Source organism: Pedobacter jamesrossensis (genome assembly GCF_042650905.1).
Classification (GTDB): Bacteria; Bacteroidota; Bacteroidia; order Sphingobacteriales; family Sphingobacteriaceae; genus Pedobacter; species Pedobacter jamesrossensis.
The window spans coordinates 13688-34277 of record NZ_JBHSBY010000120.1 but is presented as its reverse complement, the minus strand read 5'-3'; the positions used below and the strand labels follow the sequence as shown (position 1 = coordinate 34277).

The 20590-nt window shown below is 34.3% G+C and carries 20 protein-coding genes; 11 read left to right on the top strand and 9 right to left on the bottom strand.

Annotated elements, in window-relative coordinates:
* Positions 1-648 precede the first annotated feature (648 nt).
* From ACFOUY_RS12655 to ACFOUY_RS12635, 5 genes are all read left to right on the top strand, one after another.
* Positions 649-1302, top strand: a complete 654-nt coding sequence (locus tag ACFOUY_RS12655; RefSeq protein WP_378961105.1) for a Rossmann-fold NAD(P)-binding domain-containing protein — start codon at positions 649-651, stop codon at positions 1300-1302.
* Positions 1303-1519: 217 nt separating this feature from the next.
* Entirely contained in the window at positions 1520-1720 is a 201-nt protein-coding gene (locus ACFOUY_RS12650) for an AraC family transcriptional regulator (protein WP_378961103.1), read from the top strand.
* The gene (locus ACFOUY_RS12645; protein WP_378961101.1) at positions 1711-1800 is read left to right on the top strand and encodes an AraC family transcriptional regulator; all 90 of its coding nucleotides are present in this window, start codon (positions 1711-1713) and stop codon (positions 1798-1800) included. The genes ACFOUY_RS12650 and ACFOUY_RS12645 overlap by 10 nt, the downstream gene beginning before the upstream one ends.
* A gap of 499 nt (positions 1801-2299) precedes the next feature.
* Positions 2300-4156 (top strand): Fe-S protein assembly chaperone HscA, encoded by a 1857-nt coding sequence (gene hscA / locus ACFOUY_RS12640; protein ID WP_378961099.1) that lies wholly within the window; start codon positions 2300-2302, stop codon positions 4154-4156.
* Positions 4157-4466: 310 nt separating this feature from the next.
* Positions 4467-5498: an Atu2307/SP_0267 family LLM class monooxygenase gene (locus ACFOUY_RS12635; protein WP_378961097.1), complete on the top strand. Its 1032-nt coding sequence runs from the start codon at positions 4467-4469 to the stop codon at positions 5496-5498.
* A 1-nt stretch (position 5499) separates the two neighbouring features.
* On the opposite strand, the gene ACFOUY_RS12630 is transcribed toward ACFOUY_RS12635, so the two are convergent.
* A complete protein-coding gene (locus ACFOUY_RS12630) occupies positions 5500-5940 on the bottom strand; it encodes a DUF4395 domain-containing protein (protein WP_378961095.1) in 441 nt (146 codons plus the stop codon).
* A gap of 175 nt (positions 5941-6115) precedes the next feature.
* Here ACFOUY_RS12630 and ACFOUY_RS12625 point away from each other — a divergent pair, with 175 nt between their 5' ends.
* The 6 genes from ACFOUY_RS12625 (at position 6116) to ACFOUY_RS12600 (ending at position 12328) form a co-directional block, all read left to right on the top strand.
* Complete coding sequence (locus ACFOUY_RS12625; RefSeq protein WP_378961093.1) at positions 6116-8491, top strand: DUF2339 domain-containing protein; 2376 nt, start codon at positions 6116-6118, stop codon at positions 8489-8491.
* On the top strand, positions 8469-9701 hold the full coding sequence (locus tag ACFOUY_RS12620) for a hypothetical protein (RefSeq protein ID WP_378961091.1): 1233 nt from the start codon (positions 8469-8471) through the stop codon (positions 9699-9701). Before ACFOUY_RS12625 ends, ACFOUY_RS12620 begins: the two co-directional genes overlap by 23 nt.
* 18 nt (positions 9702-9719) lie before the next feature.
* A complete protein-coding gene (locus ACFOUY_RS12615) occupies positions 9720-10172 on the top strand; it encodes a DUF1569 domain-containing protein (protein ID WP_378961089.1) in 453 nt (150 codons plus the stop codon).
* A 12-nt stretch (positions 10173-10184) separates the two neighbouring features.
* Positions 10185-10835, top strand: coding sequence for a YiiX family permuted papain-like enzyme (locus ACFOUY_RS12610; protein WP_378961087.1), 651 nt, complete (start codon positions 10185-10187; stop codon positions 10833-10835).
* A gap of 95 nt (positions 10836-10930) precedes the next feature.
* Positions 10931-11359, top strand: coding sequence for a VOC family protein (locus ACFOUY_RS12605; protein WP_378961085.1), 429 nt, complete (start codon positions 10931-10933; stop codon positions 11357-11359).
* Positions 11360-11371: 12 nt separating this feature from the next.
* Positions 11372-12328 carry a zinc dependent phospholipase C family protein gene (locus ACFOUY_RS12600; protein WP_378961083.1) on the top strand — a complete coding sequence of 319 codons (957 nt, stop codon included), beginning with the start codon at positions 11372-11374 and terminating at the stop codon, positions 12326-12328.
* Positions 12329-12743: 415 nt separating this feature from the next.
* On the opposite strand, the gene ACFOUY_RS12595 is transcribed toward ACFOUY_RS12600, so the two are convergent.
* From ACFOUY_RS12595 to ACFOUY_RS12560, 8 genes are all read right to left on the bottom strand, one after another.
* Positions 12744-13427, bottom strand: a complete 684-nt coding sequence (locus tag ACFOUY_RS12595; protein ID WP_378961081.1) for a DedA family protein — start codon at positions 13425-13427, stop codon at positions 12744-12746.
* Positions 13428-13501: 74 nt separating this feature from the next.
* Positions 13502-14191 (bottom strand): hypothetical protein, encoded by a 690-nt coding sequence (locus ACFOUY_RS12590; protein WP_378961079.1) that lies wholly within the window; start codon positions 14189-14191, stop codon positions 13502-13504.
* A 66-nt stretch (positions 14192-14257) separates the two neighbouring features.
* On the bottom strand, positions 14258-14938 hold the full coding sequence (locus ACFOUY_RS12585; protein ID WP_378961077.1) for a DUF4397 domain-containing protein: 681 nt from the start codon (positions 14936-14938) through the stop codon (positions 14258-14260).
* 81 nt (positions 14939-15019) lie between these two features.
* Positions 15020-16144 carry a DNA polymerase III subunit beta gene (gene dnaN / locus ACFOUY_RS12580; protein ID WP_378961075.1) on the bottom strand — a complete coding sequence of 375 codons (1125 nt, stop codon included), beginning with the start codon at positions 16142-16144 and terminating at the stop codon, positions 15020-15022.
* 33 nt (positions 16145-16177) lie between these two features.
* Positions 16178-17860 carry a gliding motility-associated ABC transporter substrate-binding protein GldG gene (gene gldG, locus ACFOUY_RS12575; protein ID WP_378961073.1) on the bottom strand — a complete coding sequence of 561 codons (1683 nt, stop codon included), beginning with the start codon at positions 17858-17860 and terminating at the stop codon, positions 16178-16180.
* Positions 17860-18585 (bottom strand): gliding motility-associated ABC transporter permease subunit GldF, encoded by a 726-nt coding sequence (gene gldF / locus ACFOUY_RS12570; RefSeq protein ID WP_378961071.1) that lies wholly within the window; start codon positions 18583-18585, stop codon positions 17860-17862. The genes gldG and gldF overlap by 1 nt, the downstream gene beginning before the upstream one ends.
* Positions 18586-18666: 81 nt before the next feature.
* Positions 18667-19374: an ATP-binding cassette domain-containing protein gene (locus ACFOUY_RS12565; protein ID WP_378961069.1), complete on the bottom strand. Its 708-nt coding sequence runs from the start codon at positions 19372-19374 to the stop codon at positions 18667-18669.
* Between the two features lie 80 nt (positions 19375-19454).
* On the bottom strand, positions 19455-20375 hold the full coding sequence (locus ACFOUY_RS12560) for a glycerophosphodiester phosphodiesterase family protein (protein ID WP_378961067.1): 921 nt from the start codon (positions 20373-20375) through the stop codon (positions 19455-19457).
* Positions 20376-20590: the final 215 nt, after the last annotated feature.

The following is a 20590-nucleotide window of genomic DNA, read 5'->3' as shown; positions in this document are numbered from 1 at the left end:
TTGACCCCAAGGGTCTTGCAATATTCATTCTGGCTAAGGCCACTGGTGCGCCAGGCCTCAACTGCTAACATTTTTTCTTCTGATGTTCTCATATATTTCTTTTATACAAAGAAAAACATCGAGAAAGTTATTTAAAAGATGTACTTGGTAGGCTGCTTACCATATTTACAGCATAAAATTTTTAAACAATGGAAAATAAAGAAACAGCAGGGTAATATTTTACTTCGATGGTGGCTGGTAACTTCGCTAAAATAAATAATTTAAAGACACCTTATTGTGTTTATTGACTGAGTGGTAATAAATCCTGGCGGTTTGGAGGTTATCACTCATTAGAAAACCAAACGAAATTATGGGGTACAGTAGCAGAACGATTTCCATAGGCAATGAAAATGACGCTTCAATCTATCTATCACGGCAGACGAAGAGCGAGCAGCACTTTATGTTCATATTCTGGGAACACAAAAGGATAGTCGTGTTTACGAAAACAATGTGATGTTACTTTTAACCTTGAGGAAGGCTTGATTAGCGGGCTTTAAGAATATTTGGATACCATTATGGTTAATGAATTATTCTGTGTCCCGATGGATGACATAAAGTAAAACTAATAAAATTGGGAATGCGATAAGCAAAATAATAGGAATAAGAAAAATGAAAGTAATTATAACAGGAACAACAGGAATGGTTGGCGAGGGCGTTCTATTGGAATGTCTGCAAAACAGTGAAGTATCACAATTGTTAAGTATTTCAAGAAAACCTTGTGGAATTAAAAACCCGAAGTTGACAGAATTACTTGTGCCTGATTTCTTTGAGATTGAAAATTATGCTGAAAATTTAAAAGGCTATGATGCTTGTTTTTATTGTGCAGGAAAAAGTTCGGCAGGAATTTCAGAAGCCGAATACACAAAAATGACTTTTGACATGACTATTCACTTTGCAAATGTGCTGAAAAAATTAAATCCAAACATAACATTCAATTTAGTATCGGGTTATCATACTGATAACACAGAGAAAGGAAATGTTATGTGGGCAAGAGTAAAAGGAAAAACGGAAAATGAACTAACAAAAATATTTTCAGAAAAAGCTTTTCATTTCCGACCTGCATTGATGAAACCAACGAAAAGACAACAAAACTTTTACGGATACAATCGCATAGCACATAAGATTTTTTATCCTGTATTAAGCATTTTCTTTCCTGCATGCACCATTGAAGAAATTGGCAAGGCGATGATAAATACAGCCACAAAAGGTTATTCAAAAAACATTTTGGAAGTAAACGACATTAAAGAAGCAGCTAAAAAATGAAAGTAACTGACATAAAATCTTGTTATATCGGACCCGAAACTTCGCCTGAACAATTTAGTCACTTGCACCATATTACAATTCTTCGGGGAAAATTGACAAAACATTTGCAGAAATCAAACGAGAAGAATTGCTTATCATCTTGTAGAAAAATCAACCCGAATTTGGGGGAATATTTTTTGACTACGGCATACCCGAAAAAATAAATTTGGAAGCGTTTATGAATAAAAACTTCAAGTTCAACGTAAGCGTACAACGCTTAGCATATATGACAGGGCGAAGTTTATCGGCCTTCAAAAGAGCCTTCAAAAAAACTTTTAATGAAACACCAAATCGTTGGTTAGTTAAGAAACGGTTGCAAGAAGCATATTTTTCCATTGAAAAAAAGAAAGAAAACCATCTGATATTTATTTGGAATTAGGTTTTGAAGATTTATCTCATTTCTCTTACGCTTTCAAAAAACATTTTGGTTATGCACCCGCAGAACTATCAAAGAAATAAGCAACCGCACTGGGACAAGCACATTTACAAACCGCTTAATGCACACACACGCAAACGGAAGTTTGAAAAAGAGCTTGCCCTTTCCCGACAAGACAAAAATTTTTCCTTTCCCTCTTTTTTATTTTTTCAGTAGATACATGACCAGACACGGCAGTCAACCGACAGATGAAAGAGCATCCGCTAACAGCAAATTTGCAATAAGCAGGGTTTCGTGCTCCGCAAACAGTTTTGTGGTTACATAAAGTTCAGTTCTCAGGATAAAAATTTGTGCTGGAAAGCCCGCCTTCGCCAAGCCGAGAACCATTAGCCATAAACACTTCCCTTTCATCATAAACCTGATTAACGGGAAAAGCCCAAGCTTTTTCTGCTTGGCTTGTACCAAAAGCAGGACTACACTTCCCGAAGAATTACCGAACCACTCCTTTCCAAATCATCAATCTTTACAACATTAAAACATTTCAGCCTTAAAACATTGCAACAATCTCTGTAAATTCGCCCCATGGCAAAAATATCAATTAACCTTGCTACAGGTTCGTTTCAAAAGGAAGAAATTATAGTCGGAATCGATTTAGGCACCACCAACAGCTTGGTTGCATTCATTAACCCCGATAAAAATCCGCAAGTAATAAACGATGCCGGAAAAGGTTTATTGGTACCATCAGTGGTGTATTTCAACAACCAAAACGATGCGATTGTAGGGAACGAAGCCAAAGAATTTTTAACCACCGATCCTGCAAACACAATTTTCTCTGTTAAAAGATTATTAGGTCGCTCTTACAAAGATGTAGCAGACCATAAAGACATTTTCTCATACAAAATTATTGATGATGATAGCGACGCATTGGTTAAAATCCAAGCAGGCGACCGTTTTTACACACCAATCGAACTATCAGCCGAGATTTTAAAAGAGCTGAAAGCAAGGGCGGAACACGCTTTAAAAACACCAGTCAACAGAGCTGTAATTACAGTTCCTGCCTATTTCAACGATAGCCAGCGACAAGCCACACGTGATGCCGGAAAGTTGGCAGGTTTAGATGTGATGCGAATTGTGAACGAACCAACCGCAGCAAGTTTGGCTTACGGAATCGGTTTAGACCCATCGCAACAAAAAACGATTGCGGTTTACGATTTAGGTGGTGGTACTTTTGATGTTTCCATTCTTCAAATTCAGAATGGAATTTTCGAAGTTTTGGCGACAAACGGAAATACTTATTTAGGTGGCGATGATTTCGACAGAGCCATTTTAAATCACTGGATTGAGAAAAATAATTTAGATATTAAAACAGTTGCCGAAGATAATATTTTGATGCAAACCTTGCGTTTACAAGCAGAGGCAGCGAAAAAAGCATTATCAACTCAAAATTTATACAATGAAAAAGTTGGCGAAATCTGGTGTACACTAGATAAGCAAACTTTCGAACAACTCATTTCAGCAAAGGTTGAGGAAACCATTACGGCTTGCAAAAATGCATTGAAAGATGCCGATTTAACCCCTTCAGATATTGATGATGTTATTTTGGTCGGCGGTTCTACACGCACACCTTTCGTTAAGCAACAGGTAGAAAATTTCTTTGGAAAAACACCACAAGACAACATCAATCCTGATGAAGTTGTAGCGCTTGGCGCAGCCATTCAGGCCGATGTTTTGGCTGGAAATCGTTCCGACATTTTATTGCTCGATGTTACACCACTTTCTTTAGGGATCGAAACTATGGGCGGCTTAATGGATGTGATTATTGCCCGCAATAGCAAGGTTCCGACTAAAGCTGGCCGCCAATATACCACTTCAATTGATGGCCAGGTGAACATGAAAATCTCAGTTTACCAGGGCGAACGCGATTTAGTTAAAGAAAACCGCAAGCTTGCTGAATTCGATTTAAAAGGCATTCCGGCAATGCCCGCGGGCTTACCTAAAGTTGATATTAACTTTTTGTTAAATGCCGATGGTATTTTAACCGTTCAGGCCATTGAGTTACGCTCTGGCGTGAAACAAGAAATCGAGATTACGCCAAGCTATGGTTTGAGCGATGATACGGTAGAAAAAATGCTGATTGATAGCATTACTCATGCAAAAAGCGATGTAGAACAACGTATGTTAATCGAAGCCAGAAGCGAGGGCGAACAATTGCTTTACACGGCCGAACGTTTCATCGAAAAACATGCAGAACATTTAACGGAAGAGGAAATCGCTGAAACGAAAACCCATATCGAAGCTTTGAAAAGAGCTTTAGCCAGTGAAGAAAAAGATACAATTTTGAAAAAAGCGGATGAGCTGAACGAATTTACGCGTCCGTTTGCAGAACGTGTAATGGATGCAGCCATTTCAACAGCGATGAAAGGCAAGAAAATAGAGTAAATTTATGGCTCGTGGAGACACCAACCATGGCCAACAATATAACACTATCAAGCTGCTATGAAACTTCAGTTCTTATATGGTTATTCATTAAATGTTTGAAAAGCAATTCCAGCATTAATCGGTTACGATAGCCCCGCTTTTCGTTTCAACAAAAGCAGAAAAAGCTTTTAGTTTACACTTCAATCGGGTTTAAATAACTTAGGTTAACCAAAAAAACTTAATTTGCTAATTGCAAAAATTCAAATTCTTACCATACATCAAAAATTCTACAACCTTAACCTATTAACTTTGCTTTATAAATTTTAGCAATATGGAATTAGGTATCGGCATGTTTGGCGATTTGCAAGTTAATGCAAAAGGAGAAATTCAACCCGCCCAACAAAGACTTCAGGAAATTATAGAAGAAATTAAACTTATGGATGAAGTGGGTTTAGATTTCTATGGAATTGGCGAACACCATCGCCCTGATTATGCAGTTTCTAGTCCTGAAATTATTTTAGCCGCAGCTGCAACAGTAACTAAAAACATTAAATTAAGCAGTGCCGTTTCGGTTTTAAGCTCATCAGACCCGGTAAAGCTTTACCAAAACTTTGCCACTATAGATTTAATTTCCAACGGCAGAGCAGAGTTAATGGCTGGTCGCGGAAGTTTCATCGAATCTTTTCCTCTGTTCGGTTATAATCTTCAAGATTACGACGAGCTTTACGAAGAAAAATTAGAGCTACTTTTAAAAATCAACAAAGAACCAAAAATCAGCTGGAAGGGTAAATTCCGTCCAGAATTGGTTAATCAAGAAGTTTTACCTCGTGCAGTAAACGATAATTTAAAAATTTGGGTGGCCGTTGGCGGAACACCAGAATCGGTAGAACGTGCTGGAAGATTAGGTTTACCTGTTATGTTTGCTATCATTGGCGGTCAGCCTATACAATTTAAATCACTTTTCGATTACTATAAAAAAGTTTATCAGGCTTATGGCCACGATATGGCTAAATTTGAAGTTGGGGTACACATGCATTCGCTATTCGGAGAAAATAATCAGGAAATTGCTGATTACTATTATCCGCTTTATTCTGCGCAAATGAATAGAATTGGTCGTTCTCGTGGTTGGGCACCCTACCAACGCAATCAATTCGATGCAGGGATAGAAAAGGATGGCGCTTTAATTATTGGCGACACCAATAAATCGGTTGATAAAATTTTAGCAATGGAAGAAACTTTTGGCTTAACCCGTTTTTCTGCACACATGGATGTCGGCGGACCATCACACGCAGCCATGATGAAATCGATCGAGATTTTCGGCAATAAAATTGCACCAGCTGTTAGAAAAGCATTGCAGAAATAATTTATGCTTTATTCCCTTTTAACATTTGAACAAAGCTGTAAACATAACATCCCACACAAATGGCAAAAAGACTTTCCAGCAATGCAAAGATTGTCATTATAGTCGTTAAAACCATTGCAAGTGTAACAAAGTTTAATAAAAACATCGCCGTAATTAGTAAGCAGAACCCAAAGCCCAAAGTTGCGGCGAACTTTTTTGGTGCCAAATCTTTCATTATTGGCTTTAGCGATAGCGCATTTGAAATCCTAATGGCAACAAATTTTAGCAAGCTAAATTTACCTGAGCTAAATGCTCTGGCAGCGAAATCGAGCAGCAGAAATATGATTGCCCAATAATTAGCAAAAACTACACAGAATATCGCAATAACGGCAACCATAAAAGCTATAATTCTAACAACATTTTCATTTACTCGTTCGGCAGATATTGGGCAAGATAATTCCATAGGATATAATTTCGTTGTAAATCTATTCATTTACAGGTAGAGTCGGATATTTAAACGTAGATTTTACTTCAAGATTATTCAACTTAATCATTCGAACACTTTAAATTAATTTTGTTAACCTTGTAAAAATTCATCCCTATATTTATTAAGTAAATTACGCACGATAAAATATAGAATGGATAATTCGGAAAAATTAAACCTGCTTTTAGTTAAGCTGGAAAATTTATTGTTAAGGCAACAGGGTTTCGAGGCTGAAATTAAGGCTTTAAGAGACGAAATTAAAGCAATGCAATCGCCTGGAACTGCTCCAATTCATAGCCAGACAGTTAATCATCCAGTTATTGCACCTCCACCAAGAAATACACCACCAAGTGTAGCTGCTCAAAATTCGGCAATACCAAAACCAATTTCTGGCACATTTCCACCAAATACAAATCCACCACAACCAAACTTTTCCGATAGGTTTAAGCGTGAAAATATGGTTAAATCTGATTTCGAAAAGTTTATTGGAGAAAACCTAATTAGTAAAATTGGCATATTAATTTTAATTATTGGGGTAGCTATTGGTGCGAAATATGCAATTGACCACGAAATGATTAGTCCGCTAACCAGGATAGTTTTAGGTTATGCCATGGGTGCAGGCTTAATGGCTTTTGCCATAAAACTTAAAGCTAAATACGATAATTTTTCGGCGGTTTTGGTAAGTGGTGCTATTGCCATTATGTACTTTATTACTTACGCTGCCTACGATTTTTATTCCCTTATTCCACAAGCTTTGGCTTTTGGCTTAATGGTCGTATTCACCTCCTTTACCGTTGTAGCTGCAATAAAATATAATAAGCAAGTAATCGCCCACATTGGTTTAGTTGGCGCCTATGCAGTCCCATTTCTATTGAGTGATGGCTCTGGCAAAGTTGGCGTATTGTTCACCTACATGGCCATTATCAACATTGGTATTTTAATTTTAAGTTTCAAAAAATACTGGAAACCACTTTTTTACGCATCTTTCAGTTTAACCTGGATAATCTTTCTAAGTTGGCGATTAGATTTAAGTTCCGACAATCATTTCTTTGGTTTATCTATTCTATTTTCGGCTTTATTCTTCATTATATTTTACATTACAAACCTTGCCTATAAAATCAGCAAGAAAGAAATTTTCGGCTTAAGTGATGTCGTAATCATACTTTTAAACTCCTTTATTTATTACGGAATCGGGTATTTTATTTTATCCGAAAACAAAAACAGTGTAGAGCTATTAGGCTTATTTACATTGGTAAACGCTGTTATTCACTTTATTGTGAGTTTGATTATTTATAAAAAAGAATTAGCAGATAGAAATTTGTTCTACCTTATTTTGGCTATGGTGATTACATTCATCACAATGGCTGTTCCGGTACAATTAAATGGTGGTTGGGTAACTATTTTTTGGACGGTTGAGGCAGCGATATTGTTCTATTTAGGAAGAGTTAAGCTGATTGCCATTTACGAAAAACTATCGTTTCCATTAATATTTTTAGCTTTTTTCAGTTTATTACAAGACTGGACAACCTATTATGATGTATATTTTGGTTCAGAAGTAATTACTCCAATATTAAATGTTGGCTTTTTAACGGCAGTTATATTTATTGCAAGTTTCATCTGGATGTTTAGCATCAGTAAAAAAGAAACCGAAAAATCAGCAGAATGGATTTGGATGAGGCAAATTTTAAGTTACTCAATTCCCTCAATTTTATTGCTTGTTATTTATGTAACGTTCAGATTGGAGATTTCAAAACACTTTAACAACCTTTTCGAGCTCACTAAAATTAATACAAATCCGGGCGCCAAATCAAGCTATGTCGATTTTCAATACAACTATAATTACGAACAACTTAAAACCGCTTGGATTTACATTTACACTTTATTTTTTGCTTCTGCTTTAACTTATCTAAATATTAAAAAACTTAAAAATGGCGAACTGGCTGTTACTAGTTTGGTTATAAATCTCATTATTGTAGTTGCATTTTTAACCCATGGTCTTTATAATTTAAGCGAGCTCAGGGATGCGTATTTATTTCATGAGAATAAGTATTTCAACATCAGTTCATTTAACATTGGTATCCGTTATTTAAGCCTTGCATTTTTTGCTTTATTGATTGTTCAATGCTATAAACTGATGAAGTCAGGACTTTTAAAGCGCAATTTTAAAACCATGTTCGATTACCTATTGTACCTTTCCATTTTGTGGATTATCAGCAGCGAGCTGATTAATATTTTAGAACTTGCAGAGCTGGATGGAAGTTATAAACTTGGTTTAAGCATTTTATGGGGCGTATATTCCTTGTTTTTAATCAGCAAGGGCTTAGCGAAAAACAAAAAACATTTACGTATTGGAGCGATGGTTTTATTCGGCATTACTTTAATCAAGCTCTTTGTTTACGATATTGCTTACCTCAGTACAATCTCAAAAACCATTGTTTTTGTATCGCTGGGTATATTATTGCTTATCATTTCATTCCTTTATAACAAATACAAACATTTAATTATTGATGATGTTGAAGTTAAAAATTAAGTTATTCTTTTTGCTATTTGTTTATGTAGCTATCGCAAATGCACAAACCAATACCTATAAATTTAAGAGAGAAATAACTGGTATAAATACCATTTGGCACAGCATGAAATTGCCCGATGAATTGTATAAAAATGCAAATGCAGGTTTTGAAGATTTGAGGATTTTTGGTGTGAATGGAAAAGACACAACTGAGGTTCCATATTTATTAAAACAGCGTGCAGACAAGATTAATACGCAGGGAATTTCTTTTAAACAGCTTAACCAAAGTGCTAATCCTAATGGTTATTTTTATACTTTTCAATCGCCAGAAGTAAGTTCGATTAACCAGATTGACTTGAGTTTTAAGCAAACTAATTTCGATTGGCGGGTAACACTTGAGGGAAGTAATGACAACAAAGAATGGTATTCGGTTTTAAAGAATTACAGGATTTTATCAATAAAAAACAACAATACCGATTATCAATTCACGAAACTTAGCTTTCCCGATTCCAAATATCAGTATTTCCGAATTGCTGTAAAAAGTGATATTCAACCTGAATTATTAGAGGCTAAAATTGCTAAAACAGATACTATAAAAGGAACTTACCAAATTGTCGCGTACAAGTCTTATCATTTATTTAATGATTCGGAAACTAAAGAAAGTATCATAACTGTTGATTTAAAAAACCCAGTTCCCCTCTCCTATTTAAAACTAAATGTGCAGAGTGATTTCGATTTTTATCGTTCTTTTAAAATTGAGTATGCTACAGATAGTTTCAAAACTGAAAAAGGAATTCAATATAATTATGCGCAACTTTTTGATGGAACTATTAGCTCATTAGAAAAACTGGAATTTAATTTTCCAAATACAATTGCATCCAGACTTAAAATTATCATTCACAATAACGATAATAAACCTTTACGATTAACTGGCTTAGTACTGAAAGGTAACCTTTATGAACTAGTTGCTCGTTTTGATAATGTTGGGGCTAACTATGCTTTATATTATGGTAACGAAAAAGCAACTTCACCAAGTTATGAAATCGAAAAATTTGAAAGTAAAATCCCGCTCAATTTAACTTCAGCTTCGATTGGAAGTGAACAGAAAAATCCAGCATATTCAGTTAAAATAGAGAAACCCCTATTCGAAAACAAAGCTTGGCTTTGGATTTTAATGGCTATAATTATTGCATTGTTAGGGTGGTTTTCTTTTAAAATGTTGAAGAATTAAAAAACGATAATAAAAAACATGAAGAACATTTTTCAACCCGCTGTAACCAGCGAAGTAATCAGCAGGATAAATAAACTTACCCCATCCACAAATCAACTTTGGGGCAAAATGAATGTTTCGCAAATGCTTGCACATTGTAATGTAAGTTACGAAATGGTTTACGATGATATCCACCCAAAGCCAAATGCTTTTATGAAGCTCATTTTGAAAGCATTTATTAAAAATGTAGTTGTTGGTGAGAAGCCATACAAAAAAAGCAGCCAAACAGCACCGGCATTTTTAATTACCGATGAAAAGGAATTTGAGAAAGAAAAAGCACGTTTAATTGCTTACATCAATGAAACACAAGAATTAGGAGAAACTCATTTCGATGGCAAAGAATCACTTTCTTTCGGAAAGTTAACCAAAACAGAATGGAACAATATGTTTTACAAACATTTAGATCATCATTTAGGACAGTTTGGAGTATAATTTCACTGTATAATGATTAGAATCATATTAATTACTTTTATAATCTTTGTATTAAATCTAGCCACTCCTAAAGTTTTTTATCATTTAAGCAATCAAGCTTCGTTTTTAGTAGAAAATATTGAGATTAAAGATGGAGATATAATCTTCCAAACTTCAACTTCTACACAGAGTAAAGCCATACAAGTTGCAACACACTCAAAGTACAGTCATTGTGGAATTATATTCAAAATTAATAATCAATATTTTGTTTTTGAGGCTGTGGAGCCAGTAAAATTTACTCCATTAAAAGATTGGATTAATAAAGGCCTAGATAAGCATTATGTTATTAAAAGATTAAAAAATGCGAATAAAGTTTTATCAACTTCAATTATTGAAAAAATGAAACTGGCAACCAATCAATTTAAGGGTAAGCATTACGATATTTATTTTGATTGGTCTGATGAGAAAATTTATTGCTCGGAATTAATTTGGAAAATATATAAGGGAACAACAGGTATTGAAATTGGCAACTTAGAAAAGTTAAAGAATTTTGACTTGAATAATATCGCAGTAAAGAAAAAAATGGCAGAAAGATATGGCAACAATTTACCTTTAAATCAAAAGGTAATATCGCCAGTTAGCATTTTTAATAGCCCTTTATTAAAAACTATTTCCTCCAATTAATTAAAGATTAACCATAAAATAAGTCTTTTTCATGTTCTAATAAATCAGAATTCTTGCTTAACTTGTATAAATCAAATTCTAACCAATATATTGAAATGGCAAAACCACTTGTAACATGCCTTTTGTTTGACGGACAAGCTGAGGCAGCGGCAAATTTCTACTGTACAGTATTCAAAAACTCAAAGATTACCCACGTTACTCCAATGGTAGTTACTTTCGAACTTAATGGAAACAAGTTTATGGGACTTAATGGAGGCCCAAAATTAAACTTTGATGAAGCCATATCATTTATGATAAGTTGTGATACCCAAGATGAGATAGATTATTATTGGGAAACATTTACTAAAGATGGTGGTGCAGAGAGTATGTGTGGCTGGGTAAAAGACAAATTTGGGGTTTCGTGGCAAATTGTTCCAACAAATATAGCCGATCTGCTTTCTTCAAGCCCAGAAAAAGCCGAAAGAGTTATGAATGTTGTAATGCAGATGAAAAAACTCGATATTGAAAAGATTGAAAATGCTTAACTAATTAAAATAATGAAAAGATTAACGATAATTATTGCGTTAATCATCCCACTTTTTCTTTGTACATCCTGGGGATTCTTTGCCCATCAAAGAATTAATAATCTGGCTGTTTTCACTTTGCCAACAGGCATGATTGGTTTCTATAAAAAGAACATCAAATACATTACCGAACATGCTGTAGACCCCGATAAACGAAGATATGCAGATACTTTAGAAGCTCCCCGACATTATTTAGATGTAGAAAACTATGAAAAAAGTATAGATAGTATTCCCGAAAAATGGAATGATGCAGTAATAAAGTATGGGCAAAAACATTTGAATATTTATGGCATTGTTCCTTGGCAAATCCAACGAACTTATTTCAGTTTAGTAAAGGCTTTTAAAACCAGAGATTCTGTAAAGATTTTAAAATATTCTGCCGATTTAGGTCATTACATCGGAGATGCCCATGTGCCTTTGCACACCACTTCCAATCACAACGGTCAGTTAACCAACCATGTTGGTATTCATGCTTTCTGGGAAAGCCGTTTACCCGAATTATTCTCAACTAATTACAACTTCGTTGTTGGTAAAGCAAATTACATCGAAAACCCATTAAAAGAGGCCTGGAAAATCATTAAACATACCCATACTTTAGTTGATACGGTTTTAACTTTTGAGGCTCAGTTAGCCGCTTCTTTTCCAACTGATAATAAATATAGTTTCTCCGAACGGAATAATGTGGTTCTAAAACAATATTCTTTAGCTTACTCTAAAGCTTATCACGATAAAATGGAAAAGATGGTAGAAAGGCAAATGCGTTCTTCCATATTAGAAATTGGTTCTTTCTGGTATTCTGCTTGGGTTGATGCCGGCCAGCCCGAGTTAAAAAATTTGATTAAAATTGAGCCTGATACAGAAGATAAGAAAGAGGAAGTTGATATAGAGAAAAAGTATCAGAAAGGTCTTATTCTTGGAAGAGAAATTTAGTTTCAAAACAAAATGATGCTCCATCCTCTGTGTCTTCACAGAAACATAAGCATTCATTCCCTTATTTCAAACTTTCTATCGCTTTAAAATTCTCATTTTCATGGGAAGGATGTAATCCAAAATATTATTCCGACAACAAAGTTTCAAAATTAATTTTAAGAAAGCCTTTAGTTATCTGCATAATGATTATTGCAGTTGGTATAATGAGCATTGCGGAAGCAATAAAATCAATTCCAATGCTATAATTACCATTGCGATTACTCGTCATGCTCAGCTTGGCTGGGCATCTTAATGCTTTAGTAGGGATTATTTTAAACTTTATATCGCTTTAAGATTTCCGTTTTCTCGAGAAGGACGTAATCCAAAATATTATTCCGCCAACAAGTCTTCAAAATTAATTTTGATATAGCTGTTTCTATTTAGAATCTTCACCCTCAATAATTTCTTCTATCTTTTTAGGTTGCATTTTACTCTTTACAGCTGCCCATATTGCAGGCACAAAAGTTACAACTGCAATAAAAACAATAACCAATTCAAAGTTATTTTTAATGATAGGAATTTGTCCTAAAACATAACCACCTAATAGCAAAGCAACTATCCATGCTACTCCGCCAATGATATTAAAATAAGTAAAACGGCCAAAAGGCATTTTTGCTATTCCTGCCACAAATGGAGCGATAGTTCTGAAAATTGGTAAAAAACGACTAAAAATTATCGCTTTACCACCATGCTTTTCAAAAAATTCATGCGACTGTTCGTAATATTTAAGCTTTAAAATTTTATTTTCTTCCTTAAATACGCCTGCTCCTAATACGCTACCCAATTTAAAATTAACCGTATTACCTAAAATTGCCGCCACAATCAAAATCAACAACATTACCCAAATATTTAAGCCTGTTTCATGCTCTCCTGCAATTAAGGCACCCATAGCAAATAGCAGCGAATCACCAGGTAAAAATGGTAAAACAACTAATCCCGTTTCGGCAAAAATGATAAGAAATAAAATTAAGTAAGTCCAAGTTTGGTAATCGTTAACGATTTGTGCCAAATGAACATCGATGTGCAGTATAAAATCTATGAGTTGTTGTAGTAATTCCAATGTGTCTGATTTTGGGCAAAAATAGGAATATCAATTTGATTAAAAGCGGTTTCTGAAATATTAATTGAATTTGATTAATTGTTGACAATCAATCGCTCTTTAAGCTTTCCTTTATTTGCTCCTTTAGCTACGCCATCTATTATGATAGTATAGGTTTTCCCTTTATAAAAATTGGTATGAGATATTGTGTCGATTACACTTGCAGAATCTACAAGATTTAAAGAAATTTTAGCATTAATGCCTGGTTTCAATACAACATAACCAGAATTTTCGCCGTTTGCTAAAGTTGCTAAAAGCGATGTTCTATCTTTTATTACAACTTTGGAGCCTAAAGTATAGCCAAGATTTATAAAAAACAACCGCGAATTAGCAGTATCAGGCGTTAAATTATCTTCGTAAACCCTTAACAAAGAGTCTGTTTCGGAAGCTTTTGAATAAAATACAGAGTAGTTTTTACCAATATCAAATTTGTATTTAAGCGAATCACTAATTTTTGTTGTTCCAGTGTTCTTAGCTAAAATATTATATTCTTTATCACCTTCATAAATTAAATATTCAGTGCTATTTCCATAGGTTATACCAGTTGTTGTTGCCCTTCTGATTCCACTCATGTAAAAATCCTGAGAAAGTTCTCCAACATAATTAAAAAACCGGATCTTCGAATCGCCTTTAATTAAATTATCATTCTTAACACAGGCTGCGATTAAACAAATTCCGGCAAGGAGGAACGATAACTTTAAAAAGGAAGCAACTTTAAACATCATAAAGGTGGATATATCTAGGCAACAAAGATAGTTATTGTATTCTAATAAGATATAGATTTTAAGGCTCTAATTATCTTCGATAAGATGAGCTTCTACCGTTGAAGCGCTTAAACCACTGAACCAAATTGTATAAATTTTACCAGGCAGCAAATCTGTAGCTGCAATACTTTTTACACTTCCAGAACCAACAACATTATATCGAAGTGCCGCACCTGCATCCAAAGCAAAGTAATTTGAGGCCTCTTTAAACAATAATCCATTTACAAATTGTGCTCCTGCTTGTACGGTTACATTAATGCCAGTAGTAAAATAAGGTGTTAAATTAATAAGTCTGATTTTGGCAGTTGTCATATCAGAAATACTTAGATTATCTTCATAATTTACAATTTCCCTGTTTCCATTTCTATCCGAAACTAAGAAAGTACTATATGTTAAGGATGGTGTAAAATTTAAATTTGCATCTGTATTTAAATTATTACTGCCTACATAAGTCAAATTTCTGCTTCCCGATGGAATTTTAACGTAATCGCTTGTTTCTCCAAAGGCTAAAGAAGTTGTAGTTAATTTTTCATTATCAATAAAAACATCTTGCTTAAATTCTGTTTGTACTGCGTTGATAACTTTAATTTTAGCTTGTCCTTGAACAATTACATCGGGGTTTTTCTTACTACAGGAAAATAGCGATAAAATACAAATTGTAAATAAAACTGCATAGGTGTTTGAGACACGTTTCGTAAAGATTTTCATAGGTAGTTGTATTTGGTAATAAGCAAAATGGCTTGGTCAAAAACCAAGCCATTCTCCTATAAAAACTAAAAATTTAGTAGATTAATAACTGTTATTTAGCATAACTGGCATAACCAACATTAAAACATCTTCGTTTTCATCGTTAGTTTGTGGGATTAATAAACCAGCTCTGTTTGGTGTAGAAAGCTCTAAAGTAACTTCATCACCACTTAAATTGGTTAACATTTCAATTAAGAAACGTGCATTAAAACCTATTTCTAAGTCCTCTCCATCATATTGACAGCTTAAACGCTCATGTGCTTCGTTAGCAAAATCTAAATCTTCTGATGAAATATTTAATTCGCTGCCGTTAATTTTTAATCTAACCTGGTGGGTTGTTTTATTAGCAAAAATAACTACTCTACGAAGTGTATTTAAAAACAAACTTCTATCAATAACCAATTTATTTGGATTGTTCTGAGGGATAACCGCCTCATAATCAGGATAGCGCTCATCTATTAAACGACACACTAAGTTGATGTTTTCGAATTTAAAGAAAGCACTCGTCGCATTATAATCAACAGATACGTTAATGTCGTTTGAAGGTAAAGCACCTTTTAACAGTGTTAAAGCTTTTTTAGGCAAAATAAATGAAGTTGCTTTATCAGCTTTGCTATCCATACGACGATAACGAACCAATTTATGTGCATCAGTTGCTACAAATGTTATATGCTGAGGTGATAACTGGCAATAAACACCCGTCATAGCCGGACGTAATTCATCGTTACTAACTGCAAATATTGTTTTAGTAATTGCTTCTGTTAAAACAGAGGCTGGTAAGTTTACTGATGAAGCATTTTCTACAACGGGAATTTTAGGGAAATCATCTCCATTTTCACCGCTCAGTTTGTATTTACCATCGCCAGCACTTATTTCGATTGCGAAAGTAGTATCATCAATATTAAAAGCAATTGGCTGATCTGGTAAAGTTTTAAGTGTATCTAATAAAATTTTAGATGGAACGGCGACCTTTCCTTCTTCTTTTGATTCTACGGCCAACGCAGTTGTCATACTGGTTTGTAAATCAGTAGCAGAGATGGTTAGATTACCGTCTTTAATTTCAAAAAGAAAATTTTCTAATATAGGTAAAACCGTACTGCTGCTAGATGCACCATTAACAGTTTGCAGGTGTTTTAATAAAGTTGATGTGGATACTATAAATCTCATGATATCAATTAGTCTTCTTCAAAAATATAAAAATTATTTAGCGTACTTGTACTTGCGGTAATAATGTTGAAAAATTGCAAAAAATATTAACAATAATAATGGCGCAATAATATTTATTATTTGCCATTTTGTTTTTTCCAGTTTAATTTTTGCTTTATCAAGCAATCTGATTTTAACTTCTTTGTTCCTTAATACAATTAAATTATCATCGTCTGTAAAATAATCAACAATATTTAAAAGTAGTGCTTTATTTCCGTAAGTACGCTGTGTATATCTATCAAAACCTAAGGGCAGTGGCGAATTATCTTTAGCAACAATTTGATTTTTAAAAATATCACCATCACCAATTACAACCATTTTAGAAGGTTTACTTGCTATAGCATCAGTATAAGCCCTTTGAATTTCTTTAGGCAGTGGTCTTCCAGCAAAAACAGAAGGAAAATTACCCTCTAATAATACACCTGCACTTTGTAATGGATTTTGAAATGTTTTAGGATCTGGTTGTTCTGCAACCATCTGTAAAGAGAATAGTTTAGGAACATTGAATACTTTGTTAAAAGCTGATGTGGTTAAAATGTAAGTTTTCTTAACACCTTTCGAACCAATTGTATCAACAGTACTTGGAAATTCGGCTTTAATTCCATCGAGATTCTTAACTAAACTTGCCGAGGCATCGGGTAACAAAATCGGATAATACAACCAGGGCACCAATTGAATTTGCGGCTGACCACCAACGTTACCTGTTGAAACAGGAATATCTGCACTATTTTTATCGGCGATTACATTATAATTAATTCTGGCGCCATACATAAAAAGCATATCCTCGAGGTTCAGGTTTCTGTTAAGAACCATTTGACTGCCTTTTCCTCTCAAACTATCTAATTCTGCAGAAATCTGGTCGATACTCCAAAGTACTCGTCCGCCATTCATTACAAAATAATTTATTTTATACTTTTCGGCTTCTGTAAATTGAGCTTGAGGCTTTACAATAATTAGCATTTTTAACTTATCAAGCCCAGCTTTATCAATTGTATTTAAGTTTACCCGCCCAACTTCGTAGCTGTTTGCAAGTGTATGCATGGCATCGTAAAGTTCTAAATCAGCAGGTTCGCCATTCGATTCTGAAAATCCAATTCGAGGATTACTCCCGCTAATCACTTTCTTAATACCAGATGTAAATATGTACTCTAAATTTTCAATGGAACGGTTAATATTATCTTCATAACTTCCGCCAGCATCCAGGTTTTGAAAAAGTTTAACAGGCATTTGCTTGCCATCACTTTCAATCATTGCCATAGGAAATACCAGTTTTTGTGTTAAACCACTTTCTGTTTTGACACTTAAATTGGTAGCTTCTATTCCTTGCTGATATAAATTGTTTATTACCGTATCCTGATCTGCCGAATTAAAACCAGCGAGCGGATCGATAAAAACAACTTTTAAGTTTGCTTTGGAATAAGCTCTGTAATCTGTTAATAAATCTTTAACTGATGATTGTAAACGCTTAAATGCGGCTGGTAATTCTCCATTTAAAAATACAGTTATAATTATGGGTTTTTCTGTTCTGTTAAGTAGCGTTTTAGTTTTATCACTTAATGTGAAACGTTTATCGGCAGTAAAATCAAAACGGTGAAAAATGTATTGCCCACCGATATTTAATAAAACTAAAGCCAATACAACTAAACCAAAGTTTATCCATTTACGATTACTTTTCATTATTTCTTCCCTCCCGTTGCAATCTTCGTAAACAATAAAAACAAGGTAGAAAAACTAATAAAATAGATTAAATCGCGTGTATCTAAAACGCCCCGGCTGATAGACTTATAGTGCTGATTGATACCAATAGCCGATATTGTGGTCTCAAAATTCTGCATCGAAAAAAGCTGACTTGTATAATCGAAACCTAAAAATGAAAATGCGCATAATGCAGCTGAAATTGCAAACGCAACGACCTGATTTTTAGTTAAAGCGGAGGCAAATATCCCTATTGAAGTAAAAGCCGAACCTAGTAAAAATAAACCAAGGTAAGAACCAATTACTGCTCCAGAATCTATATTACCTTCGGGAAAACCCAATTTCGAAATAGAATAGTAATAAATTAATGTTGGTATTAAAGCGAAAAGAACCAATAATAGACAAGCTAAATATTTTGCAACTACAATTTGCCATAACGTAATCGGCTTGGTAATTAAAAGTTCATAAGTACCTTCTCTTTTTTCTTCGGCAAAAGAACGCATGGTAATTGCCGGAATCAAAAACATAAAAAGATATGGAACTAGGCTAAAGAAACCATTAAGTTCTGCGTAGCCGTAATCGAATACTGATGTATCTGGAAAAAACCAAAGTAATAAACCAGAAACAGATAAAAAAACGCCAATGGTTATATAAGCAACCATTGAACTTAAAAAACTAAATAATTCGCGTTTAAATACTGCGTACATACGATTATTAAAAGCCGAAGTTAACTAAATATTGACGTATATAGATTCATTTTAAGAGGCATAAGCTATTCGGCACAACCATTAAGCAGTCAATTTTCTAAAAATATCTTCTAAAGAACTTTGATTATAAGTTTTCTTAATGCCTTCAAGAGAATCATTTGCAACAATTTTACCTTTATTAATGATAATGATGTCATCGCAAATGGCTTCTACCTCTTGCATAATATGTGTAGAAATTACAACCGTTTTGTTTTTACCCAACTCTTTAATCAGAGCTCTGATATCAACTAATTGATTTGGATCTAAACCCGAAGTCGGTTCATCTAAAATTAAAACATCAGGATTATGAATAATGGCCTGAGCCAAACCAACCCTTTGGCGATAGCCTTTAGAGAGCATCCCAATTTTTTTATGTTGTTCGGGGGCTAAGCCAACCATTTTAATCACTTCATCAATTCGGTTGGAAAGATTTTTAAGCTCGTAAGTTTGCCCTACGAAGTTTAAAAATTCTTTTACATACATATCAGTATAAAGCGGTGTGTTTTCTGGCAAGTAACCAATGTGTTTTTTTGCCTCGATGGCTTGAGTTAAAATATTGTAGTTTGAGATTTCTGCACCACCAGAAGTTGGCTCTAAATAACCGGTAAGCATACGCATAGTTGTCGATTTCCCTGCTCCATTTGGGCCAAGAAAACCTAAAATGCGGCCAGCCTTAGCCTCGAAACTAATCGAGTCGACTGCCTTTTGCTTATCGTAATGTTTAGATAGGTTTTTAACTGAAATACTCATACCGTTTTATTAACCGCAAAGAACACTAAGTTTTGCGCAAAGTTTTTTAAGTCGACCGTCATTGTGAGGCACAAAGCAATCTAATTTATATATTCTGAAGTTATCTTCTTATTATACCTAAATTTATCTAATTGCTCTGCTGCCTGACCTATATTATCTGATGATAAAATATCTGCACCATTATTTACCAAATGATAGTAAATATTTCTAGCCGGACTCGCAATTGAGCTTTTATCTATATTGCCCATTGTGCCTAAAATGGTTGTAATTCCTTTAGCATGTAGATAATCGTATAAATCTTTATCGGGTGCTGAAACGCCCACGAAGGCAACTATTCTATCATTTGGAATCCCTAAACTGTTTAATCTTTTTAATTCGGCTTTCTTTTGTACTGACGCCGAAATCATTAAATCTGGTGCCAGTTGATGAACTTCTTGTGCCTGATTTGCGGTGTAAGTAATTATAATCGAATTACTCTCTACTTTATATTCCTTTACCTTTTCAATCACTTTTGCGTAAGAAACACCTTTTTTTAAATCGATGGTAAGCAAAACTTTGCCTTTGCTCCAGTTTAAAACGCTATCCAATGTTGGTATTTTGAATTTGGTTTCCTTTCCATCACCATCTTTTAAATTGAAAGCTTTTAATTCTTCGTAAGTGTAATTTCCAATTGCACCTTTTCCTGTTGAAGTTCTATCTAATTTATCATCGTGCATGATAACCATTACCGAATCTTTACTGTAAGCAATATCAAATTCGATAACCATTGGGTTATAGGTTGTGGCATTATCGAAAGTTTCGATGCAGTTTTCAGGAAAACCAGGCATTGGACCGCCTCGATGGGCACTGATTAACGGAAAACGATTATCTGGCGACCACTTTAAAAACTGATACAGTTCTCCAGTCTTATTGAATTTAATATAATGATGAACTTTTTCTTCCTGTTTGCATGAACTAAAAGCTACAATTACACCGAGAAAAAGTAAATGATAAAATTTCATGGGTCAAAAATAGGAAAAAATGGAAGATGTAAGATGTGATTTGGAAAATGGGTTACAAGTGCTAAAAAAGCGATTCTGTTTTTGCAATCTAAACCCGATGGCAGCGAACACGGAGTGCAACGAAGTAAAGCGTACAGCGGGACTTTTTAAACCGAAGAATTACTGCTTAACCTTTTCAAAAAAATTGAACCATTTAAGGAATATAAGAACATCTC

Bases quoted from the DNA above. Each gene is read 5' to 3' on its own strand.
- ACFOUY_RS12615 (WP_378961089.1), top strand. From the start codon at position 9,720: ATGAAGAACATTTTTCAACCCGCTGTAACCAGCGAAGTAATCAGCAGG.
- ACFOUY_RS12635 (WP_378961097.1), top strand. From the start codon at position 4,467: ATGGAATTAGGTATCGGCATGTTTGGCGATTTGCAAGTTAATGCAAAA.
- ACFOUY_RS12630 (WP_378961095.1), bottom strand. From the start codon at position 5,940: ATGGAATTATCTTGCCCAATATCTGCCGAACGAGTAAATGAAAATGTT.
- gldG (WP_378961073.1), bottom strand. From the start codon at position 17,860: ATGAAAAGTAATCGTAAATGGATAAACTTTGGTTTAGTTGTATTGGCT.
- hscA (WP_378961099.1), top strand. From the start codon at position 2,300: ATGGCAAAAATATCAATTAACCTTGCTACAGGTTCGTTTCAAAAGGAA.
- dnaN (WP_378961075.1), bottom strand. From the start codon at position 16,144: ATGAGATTTATAGTATCCACATCAACTTTATTAAAACACCTGCAAACT.
- ACFOUY_RS12655 (WP_378961105.1), top strand. From the start codon at position 649: ATGAAAGTAATTATAACAGGAACAACAGGAATGGTTGGCGAGGGCGTT.
- ACFOUY_RS12625 (WP_378961093.1), top strand. From the start codon at position 6,116: ATGGATAATTCGGAAAAATTAAACCTGCTTTTAGTTAAGCTGGAAAAT.
- ACFOUY_RS12565 (WP_378961069.1), bottom strand. From the start codon at position 19,374: ATGAGTATTTCAGTTAAAAACCTATCTAAACATTACGATAAGCAAAAG.
- ACFOUY_RS12600 (WP_378961083.1), top strand. From the start codon at position 11,372: ATGAAAAGATTAACGATAATTATTGCGTTAATCATCCCACTTTTTCTT.
- ACFOUY_RS12590 (WP_378961079.1), bottom strand. From the start codon at position 14,191: ATGATGTTTAAAGTTGCTTCCTTTTTAAAGTTATCGTTCCTCCTTGCC.
- ACFOUY_RS12610 (WP_378961087.1), top strand. From the start codon at position 10,185: ATGATTAGAATCATATTAATTACTTTTATAATCTTTGTATTAAATCTA.
- ACFOUY_RS12585 (WP_378961077.1), bottom strand. From the start codon at position 14,938: ATGAAAATCTTTACGAAACGTGTCTCAAACACCTATGCAGTTTTATTT.
- gldF (WP_378961071.1), bottom strand. From the start codon at position 18,585: ATGTACGCAGTATTTAAACGCGAATTATTTAGTTTTTTAAGTTCAATG.
- ACFOUY_RS12560 (WP_378961067.1), bottom strand. From the start codon at position 20,375: ATGAAATTTTATCATTTACTTTTTCTCGGTGTAATTGTAGCTTTTAGT.
- ACFOUY_RS12650 (WP_378961103.1), top strand. From the start codon at position 1,520: ATGAATAAAAACTTCAAGTTCAACGTAAGCGTACAACGCTTAGCATAT.
- ACFOUY_RS12605 (WP_378961085.1), top strand. From the start codon at position 10,931: ATGGCAAAACCACTTGTAACATGCCTTTTGTTTGACGGACAAGCTGAG.
- ACFOUY_RS12620 (WP_378961091.1), top strand. From the start codon at position 8,469: ATGATGTTGAAGTTAAAAATTAAGTTATTCTTTTTGCTATTTGTTTAT.